Source organism: Actinomyces procaprae, assembly GCF_004798665.1.
Classification (GTDB): Bacteria; Actinomycetota; Actinomycetes; order Actinomycetales; family Actinomycetaceae; genus Actinomyces; species Actinomyces procaprae.
Map to the genome: position 1 here is coordinate 1,400,128 of NZ_CP039292.1, position 14,707 is coordinate 1,414,834.

Sequence of the window (14,707 nt, forward strand, 5' to 3'; positions counted from 1 at the left end):
CCGGGGTGGTTGAACGAGGCCTCAGCGGGCGGCGACCGGGGCGGACCACTCGATCCGCTCGCGCATCCGCAGCAGGGCGGAGACGATGGTCTCGGTGCGACCGGGGGTGAGCCGGTCGATGGGGACCGAGCAGCTGATCGAGTTCCGTACTGGCGAGGAGTAACGCAGCGGCACGCCGAAGCAGCGCAGCCCCGTCTGGGACTCCTCGTCGTCGATGGCGTACCCGCGCTCGCGCGTGCGCTCCAGATCCGCCGCCAGAGCCGGGGCGGTGTCGATCGAGTGCGGGGTCAGGGGTGCGGGGAACTCGGTGATGGTCACGTCCGGGTGCTCGGACAGCACCGCCTTGCCGAGCGAGGTGAGGGTGGCGGGCATGCGGCGGCCGACCCGGTGGTGGTAGCGGCGGTACTCGTGCGACTCCACTGTCAGCAGATAGACGATCTGATCGCCGTCGAGCCTGCCCATGTGCATCGTCTCACCCAGGCCGAAGGCGGTGTCTGACAGGACGGGGTCCACCAGGCGGATGTAAGGATCGCGGTCGAGGTAGCTGGTGCCGGCGAGCAGTGCCCTAATCCCGATGGAGTACTCCGCCCCGCTCGGGTCGGTTTCCACCCAGCCGCGCGCGACCAGGGTCTGCAGCAGCGCATACGCCGAGGAGCGGGGCGTGCCCAGCCCCTCGACGACGTCACCCAGCTTGGTGACAGAGCCGTGCCTACCGGCGAGGAACTCCAGCAGCTCCACCGTGCGCGCGGCGGACTTCACCTCGCGCACGCCGGTGTCGCCGGCGCTCGTGCCGTCCGTGGTCTCACTCATGCCGACGCCACCAACCTCCCTCGGGGAACCATATGCCAATCCGGCCTGCCCGCGAGCACCGGTGGGGCGATCGGGCAGGAGAGTGAGCATATTGGAACGAGCCGTCGCGGTAGCCCCACTCACGCAACACGACTTAGGGCTGGCGGGTGTTGGTGTTCAGGACCTGGATCTCGGCGACTGGGATCTCAACGGTGCTGGTGGTGGTCAGGGCACCTCTAAGTAACCCGAACGATCCGTCGTCGACCTCCACGACGCACTGTACTGGACCTCCACATCCATCGGGGTAGTGCCGCCCAGGTGAGCGCTGGAGCGGTCGAATACGATAACGCAGTCGGTGCCCTTAGCATCGTTGGCAGGAGTCTACGGAATCCCGAAGCCCGTGCAATCGGCCTCGGCGTCCTGCGTCGAAAGATCCAGCCCCGACGATGTAGCAATAACCGTCACGCTGGTCGGGCCCACCGTGGCAACAATCTCCACCCGAGTAGGCGTATCCTCCGTGGCCCACACACAGGAGGGTTATTCATGGGGTGTATGTGAAGGTGAGGGCGAGTACGGTGGTGATGGTTGTTGGGAAGGTTTGTATGGGTCGGCGGTAGCCGGTGTGTAGGACGCGCCAGGTTTTGAGGTTGGCGATGGTCCGTTCGGCCATGTAGCGGATGCGGTTGATCGAGGTGTTGAAGGCCTTGTCGGCCTCGTGCAGGGGCATCCCGGGTAACTTCTTGATGGGGGTGGTCATGCCCAGCCCGAGGTAGCCCTTATCCCCGATATGGAGGGCAGCGGTAGCGCCGTCGGGCAGGTGGTCGGGTGGGACGTCCAGCAGGCCGCTGGCCCGCAGCGCGGCGGCGTCATGCGTGGCTCCGGGTAGCGGGTCCGAGACCCAGGCGATCGCCCCGGAGGGGGTGCAGGCCACCTGTACGTTCAGCCCGGTGGTGCGGTACTTGCCGGAGAACAGGCCCGGGACACCCTTCCAGTCCCAGCACTTCAGTACGGTTCCGTCAATGATCAGGGTTTGGGTGGGATCCAGGTCCTCCACCGTCGCCACCGCCCGACCGAGGGCGTGGGCGATCAGGGTGGTGTAGGCGCCGATGATGCGGGAGGCGGTGGGCTGGGAGATGTCGAAGATCTCGGCCAGCAGCTCCTGGCTGATGTTGTGGCGCAGCGCCATCACGGTCAGCTTCACGCGCTGGTACAGGCCCAGGACCCGGCTGCCGGCCACCGGCAGATCTCCCTGGCTGTGCAAGATGGCGCACAGGTCAGTGAGCTGGTGGGGGTCGAGTTTCGTGCTAGCGTTCATGGTGGCGGTCTGCTTTCTGAGAAGTTTGGACTATGACACCCAAAGCGTCTCAGGAGCAGGCCGTCCTAACCCTTACCCTCTATGCGCGTGTCGCGAATCACCCACACCCCCTATGAATAACCCTCCAGACCTCATCAGGAGCCTCCCAGGAACATCACGTAAGGAAAAATCACGATTTGACCATGCCAGTCATCGGCGCGTGCCGCCAGAACCGCTAGTAGGACTGTCAAGCAGACGAGTATCTGTCCGCCTTATGAGGCCGGTGTTTGCCCGCGGAGGGAAGTGGAGCCTGCATGGGCGTGCCGCAGTGCGTTGCGTGAGCAGAAGCACTCGCATCCTGCGTAACGGCACGGTATGGTAACGGCAGCTTTGTTCCTCGAACCCTGCTGGGAGGCCATGCATGTGCGGTGACGCCGATACCACTGATGGGGGTCCCCAAGAGAACCTCTACCGAGATGCCATCAACGGTCACTACACGGACGTTGGTAACTCGATCTCTTACAAGCTCACCCCGCCCAACGGCGCCGGGCACATCTGCACTGCGGTCTGCCAGGGAACCGTCGAGGCGTGGGTGTCTCCCGCGGCGGAGGACTGGATCGAGGGCATCGACACGCTGGGATCCGACATCAAAACTGCCTTCAGCAATTACTGGGACGACGTCTACGACGCGTATGCCCAGGAGCCCGAGACAGTTGAGGTCCCTGGCGAGGAAGCCTGGAAGGCGGACTGGGAGTGACGCGCCGGCCGCCTGCCATTGATCGTTTCCCGCTCCCGCAGGAGGAGAATTACCCATGACACTGGTCAAGGTCAATATTGACGACTTGCGCTCGGTGGCCACCTCGCTGTCCAGCATCGCGGACACCGTTGAAGGCCTTTATGAGACCACTACGGCGGCGGGGCAGAAGCTCTACCTCTCTACGGCCTCTCTGGCAAGCGTGCCTGACTACGTGCAGAGCCTGAAAGACGAGTCGACCTTCCTGTCAGCGAAGGTCGACTGGATCGTCCTGATCAACTCCGACAGCGAAGGCAACCTGCCCGAGTCCGGGGAGGTGAGCTACGAGGTCGATGGCGAGGACCCCGACACCCTGGAGGAGATGGAGACCGCACTGGGTGAGGCGATCGCGGCTCTCGGCGCTGACATCGCCACCTCCGACTATGAGGAGGGAGATCCGCGCCTTGAGACCCTGAACAAGTATCTGGATACCTGGGGCGGCAACGCGAATGCTACCGCCGCCATGTTCAGTAGCCTGGGTCCCGATGGGACGCTGGCGCTGACCGAGGCGGTGGGGAACCACGTGGGCCTGGCCTATCGGGCCGGCGAGTCCGAGAGTGAGCTTGCCCAAACCACGCTGGCTCAGTTGAAGGACGCCCTGGAGACTGCCACTAAGGAGTGGAAGCCGGACTACGCCCAGCAGTTCGGCTCCGACCTGGTAGAGGCCGCACAAGGCCTGGACTACGACTCTCCCTACTACCGGATCGGTGATCGCAACGAGTCCCTCGCGTACCTCCTGTACAATGCCAACGGCACCAGTAATCCATTCATACTGGGCGCGGCCGAGAAGATGGACCAGCTCCAGCTTAAAGCCAACGAGTACCACCTGCCTAGCCCGTGGACCTGGTACGGGCCCTCGCGCTTCCTGCCCAACATGATCAATGAAGCCGACGAGGGCTGGGCCTTTGACATTCCCTCGATCATCATGCACGACTTGGGTGATCATCCTTCCGCCTCCAACCAGTTCTTCTCCGGCAATGACAGCCGGGTCAACTACTGGGTAGGTAAGCATCCCTATAAGATGGGCGACCTCTCCGGCATCGCCGCCGCCCTGGACTCTGCTTCAACCTATGGATTCGCCATGATGTATGACAGGGAGAAGACCGCCACCATCGCCGCGCGCGGCCTGGAGGCCATCGCGAACCGGGACGACTTCGGCGTAAAACGCGGCAAACGCGGAGTCGAAGGAGCCCAGTCCCTTGAGCACATTCTTGAGACCTACATGGACTCCCTAGTCGACTCCTACGCAAACTCGCAAACGGACCCGTGCGGCGACAGTCCGACCTACAGCTTCAGCACGGTTACGGGGCAGAAACTCGCCAACCGTCCCTACTTCAGTGTCAGCACGCTGGATTCGATCCTCGCGGTTGTTGGCCAAGACGGACAGGCACTGATCGACCTGCGCGCAGCGGTCAACGAAGCCGAAGCCAATTCTCTGCCCCCAGGAAGCGACGAAAGCGACATCATTCAAGTGGCTGATGCTTGGGGCAGCACCGAAGGTGCCATAGCCAATGCGATTGGCACCGGCGGTATTAACAAGGCCCGCTCCAATGACGAGTATGCGCAGGCCTGGATCGATCTGGCCGGCAAGCCCGCCTCCGAACTGGCCGGCCTGGTCAAGACCTACGCGCCAGCCGGGACTGCCAAGGGCGTTGGCTGGGCGTCAGATGCGCTTGTCAACCATCTCCAGGAACAAGCCAGCCAGACCTGGGCCAACACCGAGGAGAAAGAGAAAGAGAAACAAGAGCTAATGGCGGACGAGGCATATTCCTCTTTCATGCGCAGACTCCTTTGGGCTGCCGACGCCGCCGAACTCAACGGCTACCAGAATCCCGACTCGGGCCTCACGCTCGACGGATATGAATACGCCACCGTCCAGGAGCCGGACGGCACCTACAGGCTCATCACCCCAGAAGAATACGAACGCCTGAGCGACGCCGATAAAATTGCCGCAAACAAAGAGATGCGAAATATCGCAACCAGCGATTACGGCATGGATGCCGCCGCAACCAACGCCGACACCAGCTTCAATCAGATGTTCCAGGAACGCTACCCATGAGCCGCACACGTAGCCTCAAGTCGTTCCTGGTGCTGGTAATGGCGGTCGGCCTGGTCGCTGCCTGCGGTCATGGTGGCGCCGATCAAGAGGCGACTGCCACGTCGGAGCCGATTCCCACCACGGCCCTGACACTTGCGGACGTACCTGGAGCAACTAGTCGGGCCGCCTACCGCGGAAAACGTTTGGAAGTGCTCTGCAAGCGCGTCGAAACCAGCATCCGCCATGCTACCTTGATGTCAGGGTCAGGCAAGCCGGTTACTGTCGAGTATGAAGTGGGTGACGTCACTGTGCATGAGACTCTCGCCCTCGATCTGAACACCATCAGGCCTAACGCTAGTTTCGCCGGTATTGCCAAGGACATTGCCGCGTGCGACGGCACTACTGAGGAGACCCAGTTCTGGTCAGAAGGTGCGATTGAGCCGAGTGGGGAGGGCGTCTTTCACGCCACTGCTGACCTGCCGGAGACCCTGGTGGGTTTCACCATCAACACGACCGGTGAGGATGGTGTCCAGCACCATATTGAGCGTATCTATGCAGCCGTGACCACCAACGACGGCGAGTACCCCGGCATTATTGTGCTGACCACTGTGTCCGATACTGACCAGCCCGGCACGCCCGCGCCCCTGGACCTACTCGACGCCGCCCTGGAACGGGCCGATGCCACTTTGGACCCGACCGCCATCACCACCGACCTCGGCCCCCACACCACCCCACGCCCCACCAACACCCCCGCGCAAGGCTGAATCGTAATCGTGACCTCAGCCGGTTCTTTCCCGGGCGTCGGAGAACCTGGCCTTGAGGGAGTCGATGATCTTGCTCGTCAGCTGCTTGGCTCGGGTGGGCACGGCGCGGTTCAGGGTGGTGTCGTTGACAGCGTGCTAGGGCGCCCCAAGGCCACCGCCACGCGCCGCGTCAAGGTCCTCACCACCACGCCCTCAAGCCGGAAGAACCGCAAATGTCCGAAGCAACCGAACGACATGGTGGCGGACAACTGTCTACGCAGGTGGACTCGCACCCATCAACGGAGACGCTGCTGTCTTCGTCGCCACCAATAAAGGACCGCAAACATGCCCCTCGTCATCGTCGCCGTTGCGGTAGTCCTGCTCATCTTGTTGATGACGCGCTTCAAGCTCAACGGATTCATCTCCCTGCTCGTCGTCTCCGTGCTCGTCGGCGTCTTCGCCGTCGCCACCGGGACCCTCACCTACGACGACGACCCCGCCGGGCTGGTGGCCATCGCCGACCTCATTGAGGACGGCATCGGCAGCCAGATGTCGTCCACGCTCGTAGTCATCGGCGTGGGTGCCATGATCGGCCGCGTCATTGGCGACGCCGGAGCCGCCCAGCGCATCGCCCTGAAGATCGTCGACGTGTTCGGTGAGCGCGGCGTGCAGTGGGCCATGGTCGTCACCTCGGTGGTCATCGGCATCACCATGTTCTACGAGGTCGCCTTCGTGATCATCGTGCCGGTCGCCGTCACCCTGGTTCGGGCCACCCGGCAGTCGCTGCTGTGGATCGGACTGCCGATGTCCATCACCCTGTCGACCATGCACAGCTTCCTGCCGCCGCACCCCGGCCCCACCGCGGTCGCCGGCATGTATGACGCCTCCGTGGGCCACACCCTGGCCATCGGCCTGCTCATCGCGCTCCCCATCGGCATCGTCGTCGCCATCGTCAGGCCGCGACTGCCCTTCGTGCGCACGGTCACCCCGGAGATCCCGCAGGGCCTCATCTCCGACAAGGAGTTCTCCGACGACGAGCTCCCGCCCATGGCCCGCTCCCTCATGGTTGCGCTGCTGCCGGTCATCCTCATCGCCGGCGCCGCGCTGTACGACATGGCCCAGCCCGCCGACAACCTGCTCACCGACATCATCGGCTTCGTCGGCTCCCCGGCCATCGCCCTGCTGATCGCGCTGCTGACCTCGATCGTCGTGTTCAGTCCCGCCGGCGGCCGGTCGATGAGCGAGGTGGCCGCCTCCATGGCGGACGGCGCCAAGTCCATGGCCATGATCCTGATGGTCATTGCGGGCGGCGGCGCCTTCAAGCAGGTCCTCACCGGTGCGGGCGTGGCCGACTACATCGCCGAACTGACCGGCGGCTGGTCCATCAGCCCGATCATCCTCGCCTGGATCATCGCCGTGATCCTGCGCATCGCCCTCGGCTCGGCCTCGGTAGCCGTGGCCACCGCCGCCGGCATCGCCGCCCCGCTGGTCGCCGTATTCATCCACTGACCCAATCGCTCAATCACCGTCAAGAAAGGACACCGCATCATCATGCGCATCGGATTCATCGGTCTCGGCATCATGGGCAAGCCCATGGCCATCAACCTGGTTCACGCCGACTACGAGCTGGTCGTCTTCAACCGCAGCCCCCAGGCGGTCGCCGCCCTGGTGGCCGAGGGCGCCAGGGCCGCCGACTCGCCCCAGCAGGTCGCCGAGCAGGCCGACGTCGTGCTTACCATGTTGCCCAACGGCCCCGACGTGCTCTCCGTCGTTGAGGGGGAGCGCGGCCTACTCGCCGGCGCCCACGCGGGCCTGACCCTCATCGACATGAGTTCCATCTCCCCCGGTGTCTCCCAGCAGATCGGCGGCCTGCTGGAGGAACAGGGCGTGGGCATGCTCGACGCTCCCGTCTCCGGCGGCGAAGCCGGCGCCATCGACGGCACCCTGGCCTTCATGGTCGGCGGCCCGCAGGACCTGTTCGACCGCTACCGGGACGTCCTGGGCGTCATGGGCTCCTCGGTGACCCGGGTCGGCGAGCTCGGCGCCGGCAACACCGCGAAGCTGGCCAACCAGGTCATCGTCGCCGTCAACATCGCCGCCCTGTCCGAGGCCCTGGTGCTGGCGCACCAGGCCGGTGTAGATCCGCGCGACGTCGTCGACGCCATCCGCGGCGGCCTGGCCGGCTCCAAGGTGCTTGAGCAAAAGGCCGAGAAGATGCTGACCGACGAGTTCGCCCCCGGCTTCCGAATCGACCTGCACACCAAGGACCTGAACAACGCCCTGGAGACCGCCCACTCCGTGGGCGCCGCCCTGCCCCTGGCCGCGGCCGTGCGCGAAATGATGACCGCCATCTCCAACGACGGCCACCTGCGCGACGACCACTCCAGCCTGCTGGCCTACTACGAGCGTCTGGCCGGCACCGCCCTGGCGGACTTGGCGGAATAGACCGGGCACCCGCCGGGAGGAGAAACCGAGATGACTGCACCCAAGATCGAGAAGTTCGAGGTCTACCCGGTCGCCGGCCGCGATGTCGGCGGCCGGGCGTGCAGACCTTCGACCTGTGCACCACGGTGCATGCCGTGACCGCCATCAGGGCGGCCATGCTGGACCTGCTGGGCAAGTACCTGGACCCGCCAGTGGCGGCCCTGCTCGGCGGAGGCCGTCTACGGCTGGAGGGCTCGGTCCGCGTCGCCCAGCTCTGCCACGACCTGGGCCTGACCTGGGGGCTGCCACTCGAACAACCACTTCGACATCTGCCTGGCGATGGTCGTCCAGTGCGGAGCCGCCGCCCCGGGCCGCAGTAGGTCCGCGCCTTCCCGGCCTGCCTCAGCCGATCCCGGTGATGGGCGCGGACAGCGGCGTACCCGAGGCGTCCCGGCGCTCGTCGGCCTCCGGCAGGTCGACGGGCTGCCCCCCACTGCCCACGGCGCGGGCCGGACCGACCCCCACCCAGGCGAGCACCAGCTCGTCCTCACCGCGCAGGAAGCGCTGGGCACGCACGCCCCCGGTCGCCCGCCCCTTGGCCGGGTACCGGTCCAGGGGGGTGACCTTGACGCTGCCGGAGCCGGTTCCGGGCAGCGCGCCCGCACCGTCCGCCACCGTCACCACCACGGCCTCGGCCAGCAGGTCGACGGGCACCGCCGCCCCGGCCACCACGCGGGCGCCCTCGTGCAGGGCGACCCCCGCCATACCGCCGGCGCCACGTCCCTGCGGACGCACCTTGGACGCCTCGAAGCGCAGCAGGCGTGCATCTGAGGTCACCAGCACCAGCATGTCCGAATCTGCCGCCACCCCGGCGAAGACCACGCGGTCGCCGTCGGCCAGCGAGATGACCTCCCAGGCATCGCCGCTCCTGGGCTCGCTGCCCGGCTTGACCCGCTTGACCACTCCGCCGGCGGTGGCCAGCACAATCGGTATGCCGGAGTCATCTCCGGGGGAGCCGATAGGCACCAGCCCCACGATCCGCTCCTCCGGCTCGACGTCGGCCAGCAGCTGTGCGGGTTGCCCGCCGGCCAGCGACGTCGTCCCCTCCAGTCGCGGCACCTCCGGGGCAGACAGCACCTCCATGCGCACCAGCCGACCAGTATCGGTGATCGCACCTACGTGGCCACGCGCCGTCGTCGCCACCTGGGAGACGACCGCGTCATGCCGCTGCCGACCGCCCGTCCGCGGCACCGGCTCCGCCCCGCCGACGCGAGCCACCAGGCCGGTCGCCGACAGCAGGACGCGGCACGGGTCATCCGGCACCGTCAGCGGCACCTCACCGGCGCTGGCCATCAGGCTCACCGCCGCGGCCTGCCGCATGGCCTGGGAGGCGCCCGCGCCGGCACCGCCGGGTGCGCCCACACCGCCGCTGAGCGCCCCCGCGCCCGTGCCCGCAGCCTCCAGCAGCACCGTGCGCCGCGGCGTGCCGAACTCCTCCGCCACCGCCGCCAGCTCGCGGGACACAGTTGCCCGCAGCAGCGACTCGTCGTTCAAGATCGCCTCCAGCTCCGCGATCTCGGCCGCCAGCTCGTCGCGCTCCTTCTCCAGCTCGATCACCGAGAACTTGGTAAGACGCCGCAGCTGCAGCTCCAGGATGTAGTTGGCCTGTGGCTCGGACAGGTCGAATACCTGCATCAGCCGCCGCCGGGCCGTGGCCGCGTCCTCACTGGAGCGGATCACCTGAATGACCTCGTCGATGTCGACGATCGCGATCAACAGTCCCTCCACCAGGTGCTGGCGCTCGCGCCGCTTGCCCAGGCGGAAGCGGGTGCGCCGCTCCACCACCGTCAGGCGGTGGCGGACGAATACGTCCAGCAGCTCGCGCAGGCCCAGCGTGCGCGGCTGGCCGTCCACCAGGCACACGTTGTTGATGCCGAAGGAGTCCTCCAGTGGCGTGTACCGGTACAACTGCGCCAGCACCGCCTCAGGGTTGTAGCCGTTCTTGACCCCGATCACCAGGCGGGTGCCGTGCTTGCGGTCGGTGAGGTCCGCGACGTCGGTGATGCCCTGCAGCTTCTTGGAGGCCACCGTCTCCTTGATGCGGGCGATCACCTTCTCCGGCCCCACCAGGTAGGGCAGCTCGGTGACCACAATGCCCTTCTTGCGGGCGGTGATGTTCTCGACGCGGGCAGTGGCACGCGTGGAGAACTTGCCGCGACCGGTGCGGTAGGCCTCCCGGATCCCGTCCAGGCCCACGATCATGCCCCCCGCCGGCAGGTCCGGCCCGGGCACGAACGCCATCAGGTCCTCCAAAGTGGCGTCCGGATGGGCGAGTAGGTGCCGGGCCGCCGCCACCACCTCGATCAGGTTGTGCGGCGGCATATTCGTGGCCATGCCCACCGCGATGCCGGAGGCGCCGTTGACCAGCAGGTTCGGGAAGGCCGCCGGCAGCACCTCCGGTTCGGTGAGCGTGTAGTCGTAGTTGGGTGCGAAGTCGACCGTGTCCTCGTCGATGTCAGCCGTCAGCGCCAACGCGGGGGAGGCCAGGCGGGCCTCCGTGTAGCGGGGGGCGGCCGGGCCGTCGTCCAGGGAGCCGAAGTTACCGTGCCCGTCCACCAGTGGCAGACGCATGGTGAAGGGCTGCGCCAGACGCACCAGTGCCTCATAGATGGCCACGTCCCCGTGGGGGTGCAGTCGCCCCATGACGTCGCCGACGACGCGGGAGGACTTCACATGCGGGCGGTCCGGGCGCAGGCCCATCCGGTCCATCTGGAACAGGATGCGCCGCTGCACGGGCTTCAGACCGTCGCGTGCATCCGGCAGGGCCCGCGCGTAGATGACCGAGTAGGCGTACTCCAGGAAGGAGCTGCGCATCTCCGTGGGCAGGTCCTGGTCCACAATGAGATGGTCGGCGGGCGGGGGCGTCGGTGGGGCGGACTTCGGCATGGTCGCATTGTGTCCCGGGGCGGCTTCGCCAACGGGGCAACGACACCCGGGGGTGACGGGAACGATGGCATGATCTGCCCCATGACGTGGACTGCGCAGGCTCGCCCCGGGGATGAGGCCCCCACCCCGACGTCGCTTGTTGACGAGGTCACCCGGGCCGGCTACTACCCGGAGCTCGTGCTCGGCACCCTCGACGTCGCCGTCGCGGGGGAGGAGGTGCTGGTTGACCTGGTACAGGCCGAGACCGTGTTCGACGACGCCGTCCACCGGCACCTGACCGTGCTCGCCCTGACGCCCAGCCGGCTGGTGATCGTGCACGTGGACGACGCACCCCGCGAGGACGGACTGCCCGGGGCGCTGGCCACCAGCGAGGCGGTGCCGATCTCCCGGATCAAGTCCGTGGGGCTCACGCGCGGCGTGTCCGAGCCGGCCGTCGGCGGTGGACGCCTGACGGAGATGACCATCGCCCTGTCCTGGGGGTCCGTGCGCCGTATCGACCTCGAGCCCGCCGCCTGCGCCGATCCAGACTGCCAGGCGGACCACGGACTGACCGGCGTGTCCGTGCCCGATGACATCGTGGTGCGCGTCGCCGCCGGGGTGGAGGGGGACGAGGCCCTTGCCCGTGCCGAACGCTTCGCCCGGATCCTGTCCGCGGCCACCGCCCGCGCCGCGGCGCGCGCATGACCGCCCCGCACCTGCGGCAGGTCCTGGCGGCGGCCGCGGCCGGTGCCGGCCTGGCGCTGCGGGACGGTCCGCCAGGATCCATCACCGCCGCTGAGGCCGACGTGGCCGCCTCTGAATGGGGACTGCGCGGCTCCGACGCCATGTCCGCCACCGAGACCGCGCCGTTCACCTCCGCCGGGGTGGTCGTCGTCCTTGTAGACGGTCTGGGGTGGCACCAGCTTCATGAGCGCCGCGGGCACGCCCCCACCCTGCGCACCTGGCTGTCCGACGCGGCCTCCTCCCCGGCAGGCGGGCCCGCCCGGACCTGCGTCCCCTCCACGACGGCGGCCGCCCTGACCACGCTCGGCACCGGCGCGCCGCCCGGCATCACCGGCATGGTCGGCTACAGCGTGCTCAACCCGCGCCTCGGCCGCGACCTCCCCGCCGACACGACCCCGCACGCCACCCAGAACCTGAGTCTGATCACCTGGGAGGGAGACGCCCCCGATCCGCGCCGCTGGCAGGACGTGCCCACCATCTTCGAACGGATCATCCCCCCACACGGTGATGCAGCGCGCGCTGCGACCCCGGCGGTAACCATCGGCCCGGCGCGCTTCGCCGGCTCCGGACTGACCGAGGCGGCGCTGCGCGGCGCCCGCCACCTGGGAGCGGACCGCATGGAGGACCGTCCCGGCCTGGCCGCGGACGCCCTGCGGCGCGGAGTGCCCCTGGTGTACCTGTACGTCGGCGAGCTCGACCACGCCGGTCACCGCCACGGCTGGCGCTCGGAGAACTGGCTCGAGCAGCTTGAGCGCCTGGACGGGGCCATGGCGGAGCTGCTGCGCCGCGTGCCCGCCGGCACGCGCGTGCTGCTGACCGCCGACCACGGCATGGTCGACACCGACCCGGCTCACCGCATCGACCTGACCGATCACCCCGAGCTTGCCCGCGACGTCGTCGCCGTGGCCGGGGAGCCGCGCTTCAGCCAGCTGTATGTGCCTCACTCCGACCCGGAGACGGCCGCAGCGGTCGCCTGCCGCTGGCGGACGGTGCTGGGAGAGCGGGCGCTGTGGGTGGGCACTCGCGCACAGGCCGCCGCCCGGCTCGGTCCCATCGGGGAACGCGCGGAAGGCGTCCTGGGCGACGTGCTGGTGGCCATGGCGGACAACTGGGTGGTGGTCGACCCGCGTGTTCACTCCGCGGCTGCGATCGGCCTGCCGGGCGTGCACGGCTCACTCACGGAGACCGAGATGACCGTTCCGCTGCTGCTCGCCCGTACCTGACCGGTCCTGCCCGCGGCCCTGGCGGCCGGCTGACCCGCTACTCCGGTTTGGAGCCGAAGACGATCTCATCCCATGAGGGTACGGAGCGGCGCACCCGCCGCTTGGGCTTGGGCGCGGGCGCCGCGGGCATGTCCGGCAGCGCCTCCTGGGTGGCGTCGGCGTCGTCAGGGGTGCCTGCGCTCGGCTCCTCCTGGGTGCGTGCGGGCGCCGGGGCCTGATACAGCCTGCTGCCCGCCGGGTGGTTACCGGTGTGCGCGCGACGCCTCTCCGACATGGACACTACCTGCGCCTGCCCCCGGGGCTCGGTGGCGTCCTCCGGGACGTCGTCTACGGCGTCGGGGGCGCTGACCTCAATGCGGCGACCACGGTTGGAGGCCAAGTCCGCCAGCAGCGCATCCGTGGAGTCCACGGCTGCCGGCCGCGGGTCATCACCTCCGGGTGCCGGGGACGCGGCAGCGGGCGGTGACGCTGCGGGAAGGGCCGCGGAGGAGGCGCCGGGAGCCGCGGAATCCTGGTCGAATACGGTGGGGCGTCGCCCACCGCCCGCCTCCGTGAGCCAACGGGCCTCGTCATCCAGGGCGGACACGGAACGTGCCGTCAGGTCCAGTTCCCAGTGCGCCTGCTTCGCCTCAGCGCCCTGGACGAAGGTCAGCACGATCTGCCACGGCTCCCTGCCCTCCCGCAGTGCATCCCACTCCAGGCTGCTGGGCTCGACGCCGCGCGTGGCCAGCCTGTCCACGGCGAGCTCGCCCAGGACCGGGGAGTCCTGCTCCCAGCCGATCCTGCACGCCTGCGCCTGCTGCACCGCCCACAGGCGCTCGGCGACGACAGGCCCCTCGAAGCGGCGCACATGCTCGACGTTCAGGCCGGTGGCGGAGGCGACCTCCTCCGCGCTGGCACCGGCACGCATGAGTGCCTGCAGCTCCCGGGGGCGCACTGCCGTACCGGGAGCGGGCGGCTCCGGGGTGGGGGAGAGGGCTGCGGGGCGCGCGCGTCTCACAGCGGCGCGCAGGGCGTCGTCGACGACGATGCTGTAGCGCTCCCCGCGTGAGTCGGTCATGACGATGGTGTCGCCATTGGCACCCAACAGCTCAAGCTCGATCATTGACGTGGGCCTCCTTACAGTCCCTCATGCAACCCGAGGCGGGCGGGCTGGCACATGTCTCAGCGTGCCATCTATGCCGCTCCGAGTCCGGGAGGCGGGGCGGTGTGGCACGCACGAGCTCGACGGCTGTTCGCCCACAGCCGTTGCGTATGCCCTGATGAGGCGGTTCCCGCGGCCGCGACGTGGTGCTATGGTGCGCGTGCCCTAGCTCGGAGGGGCGGCGTACGTTCGGCAAGCAGGACGATCGCCGTTCCCGGCAGCGCCTGCCGCTGCCCGAGAGCCCAAGCGAGAGCCGTCCACAGGAGAAAGTGACGAGGCCATGGCAACCGACTACGACGCCCCGCGCAAGAACGACGACGAGCCCGAAGCCGATTCAATCGAGGAGCTCACCGCTCGTCAGAAGGATCAGTCCTCGGAGGCGATTGAGGAGGATGAGAACGAAGTCGCCGAGGGCTTCGAGCTCCCCGGAGCCGACCTGTCCCGGGAGGAGCTGAGCGTGCATGTCGTCCCGCAGCTCGAGGACGAGTTCACCTGCTCGGAGTGCTTCCTCGTGCACCACCGCAGCTCGCTCGCCTACGTCGATGATACGACCGGCCTGCCGGTGTGCACCGACTGCGCCGGCTGACGGG

At 67.9% G+C, this 14,707-nt stretch carries 13 protein-coding genes; 9 read left to right on the forward strand and 4 right to left on the reverse strand.

Translation table 11 applies throughout. The features are described from left to right. Nucleotides 1-21: 21 nt before the first annotated feature. Together E4J16_RS05515 and E4J16_RS05520 are read right to left on the reverse strand one after the other, a co-directional pair. Nucleotides 22-810, reverse strand: a complete 789-nt coding sequence (locus tag E4J16_RS05515; protein WP_136193864.1) for an IclR family transcriptional regulator — start codon at nt 808-810, stop codon at nt 22-24. Nucleotides 811-1,330: 520 nt separating this feature from the next. After that, nucleotides 1,331-2,104 carry a transposase family protein gene (locus E4J16_RS05520; protein ID WP_136193865.1) on the reverse strand — a complete coding sequence of 258 codons (774 nt, stop codon included), beginning with the start codon at nt 2,102-2,104 and terminating at the stop codon, nt 1,331-1,333. A gap of 400 nt (nt 2,105-2,504) precedes the next feature. Here E4J16_RS05520 and E4J16_RS05525 point away from each other — a divergent pair, with 400 nt between their 5' ends. From E4J16_RS05525 to E4J16_RS15315, 6 genes are all read left to right on the forward strand, one after another. Beyond that, nucleotides 2,505-2,840, forward strand: coding sequence for a hypothetical protein (locus E4J16_RS05525; protein WP_136193866.1), 336 nt, complete (start codon nt 2,505-2,507; stop codon nt 2,838-2,840). Nucleotides 2,841-2,895: 55 nt separating this feature from the next. Next, nucleotides 2,896-4,935, forward strand: a complete 2,040-nt coding sequence (locus E4J16_RS05530) for a hypothetical protein (protein WP_136193867.1) — start codon at nt 2,896-2,898, stop codon at nt 4,933-4,935. Beyond that, the gene (locus E4J16_RS05535) at nt 4,932-5,678 is read left to right on the forward strand and encodes a hypothetical protein (protein ID WP_136193868.1); all 747 of its coding nucleotides are present in this window, start codon (nt 4,932-4,934) and stop codon (nt 5,676-5,678) included. The genes E4J16_RS05530 and E4J16_RS05535 overlap by 4 nt, the downstream gene beginning before the upstream one ends. 324 nt (nt 5,679-6,002) lie before the next feature. Next, a complete protein-coding gene (locus E4J16_RS05540) occupies nt 6,003-7,166 on the forward strand; it encodes a GntT/GntP/DsdX family permease (protein WP_136313473.1) in 1,164 nt (387 codons plus the stop codon). A gap of 42 nt (nt 7,167-7,208) precedes the next feature. Further along, nucleotides 7,209-8,102, forward strand: a complete 894-nt coding sequence (gene garR / locus E4J16_RS05545; RefSeq protein ID WP_136193870.1) for a 2-hydroxy-3-oxopropionate reductase — start codon at nt 7,209-7,211, stop codon at nt 8,100-8,102. A gap of 134 nt (nt 8,103-8,236) precedes the next feature. Continuing rightward, on the forward strand, nt 8,237-8,461 hold the full coding sequence (locus E4J16_RS15315) for a hypothetical protein (protein ID WP_204520066.1): 225 nt from the start codon (nt 8,237-8,239) through the stop codon (nt 8,459-8,461). A gap of 22 nt (nt 8,462-8,483) precedes the next feature. On the opposite strand, the gene E4J16_RS05555 is transcribed toward E4J16_RS15315, so the two are convergent. After that, the gene (locus E4J16_RS05555) at nt 8,484-11,027 is read right to left on the reverse strand and encodes a DNA gyrase/topoisomerase IV subunit A (RefSeq protein WP_136313474.1); all 2,544 of its coding nucleotides are present in this window, start codon (nt 11,025-11,027) and stop codon (nt 8,484-8,486) included. Between the two features lie 81 nt (nt 11,028-11,108). On the opposite strand from E4J16_RS05555, the gene E4J16_RS05560 reads away from it, so the two are divergent. Both E4J16_RS05560 and E4J16_RS05565 read left to right on the forward strand, forming a co-directional pair. Further along, entirely contained in the window at nt 11,109-11,711 is a 603-nt protein-coding gene (locus tag E4J16_RS05560; RefSeq protein WP_136313475.1) for a DUF5998 family protein, read from the forward strand. After that, nucleotides 11,708-12,973 (forward strand): alkaline phosphatase family protein, encoded by a 1,266-nt coding sequence (locus E4J16_RS05565; protein WP_136313476.1) that lies wholly within the window; start codon nt 11,708-11,710, stop codon nt 12,971-12,973. The genes E4J16_RS05560 and E4J16_RS05565 overlap by 4 nt, the downstream gene beginning before the upstream one ends. A gap of 37 nt (nt 12,974-13,010) precedes the next feature. Here E4J16_RS05565 and sepH read toward each other — a convergent pair whose 3' ends face one another. Next, a complete protein-coding gene (sepH, locus tag E4J16_RS05570) occupies nt 13,011-14,078 on the reverse strand; it encodes a septation protein SepH (RefSeq protein WP_136193874.1) in 1,068 nt (355 codons plus the stop codon). Nucleotides 14,079-14,397: 319 nt separating this feature from the next. Here sepH and E4J16_RS05575 point away from each other — a divergent pair, with 319 nt between their 5' ends. Continuing rightward, nucleotides 14,398-14,703, forward strand: a complete 306-nt coding sequence (locus E4J16_RS05575; protein ID WP_136193875.1) for a DUF4193 domain-containing protein — start codon at nt 14,398-14,400, stop codon at nt 14,701-14,703. Nucleotides 14,704-14,707: the final 4 nt, after the last annotated feature.

What these genes read in the sequence shown, in the direction of transcription:
- E4J16_RS05515 (WP_136193864.1), bottom strand. Translation starts at nt 810, where the DNA reads ATGAGTGAGACCACGGACGGCACGAGCGCCGGCGACACCGGCGTGCGC.
- E4J16_RS05520 (WP_136193865.1), bottom strand. Translation starts at nt 2,104, where the DNA reads ATGAACGCTAGCACGAAACTCGACCCCCACCAGCTCACTGACCTGTGC.
- E4J16_RS05525 (WP_136193866.1), top strand. Translation starts at nt 2,505, where the DNA reads ATGTGCGGTGACGCCGATACCACTGATGGGGGTCCCCAAGAGAACCTC.
- E4J16_RS05530 (WP_136193867.1), top strand. Translation starts at nt 2,896, where the DNA reads ATGACACTGGTCAAGGTCAATATTGACGACTTGCGCTCGGTGGCCACC.
- E4J16_RS05535 (WP_136193868.1), top strand. Translation starts at nt 4,932, where the DNA reads ATGAGCCGCACACGTAGCCTCAAGTCGTTCCTGGTGCTGGTAATGGCG.
- E4J16_RS05540 (WP_136313473.1), top strand. Translation starts at nt 6,003, where the DNA reads ATGCCCCTCGTCATCGTCGCCGTTGCGGTAGTCCTGCTCATCTTGTTG.
- garR (WP_136193870.1), top strand. Translation starts at nt 7,209, where the DNA reads ATGCGCATCGGATTCATCGGTCTCGGCATCATGGGCAAGCCCATGGCC.
- E4J16_RS05555 (WP_136313474.1), bottom strand. Translation starts at nt 11,027, where the DNA reads ATGCCGAAGTCCGCCCCACCGACGCCCCCGCCCGCCGACCATCTCATT.
- E4J16_RS05560 (WP_136313475.1), top strand. Translation starts at nt 11,109, where the DNA reads ATGACGTGGACTGCGCAGGCTCGCCCCGGGGATGAGGCCCCCACCCCG.
- E4J16_RS05565 (WP_136313476.1), top strand. Translation starts at nt 11,708, where the DNA reads ATGACCGCCCCGCACCTGCGGCAGGTCCTGGCGGCGGCCGCGGCCGGT.
- sepH (WP_136193874.1), bottom strand. Translation starts at nt 14,078, where the DNA reads ATGATCGAGCTTGAGCTGTTGGGTGCCAATGGCGACACCATCGTCATG.
- E4J16_RS05575 (WP_136193875.1), top strand. Translation starts at nt 14,398, where the DNA reads ATGGCAACCGACTACGACGCCCCGCGCAAGAACGACGACGAGCCCGAA.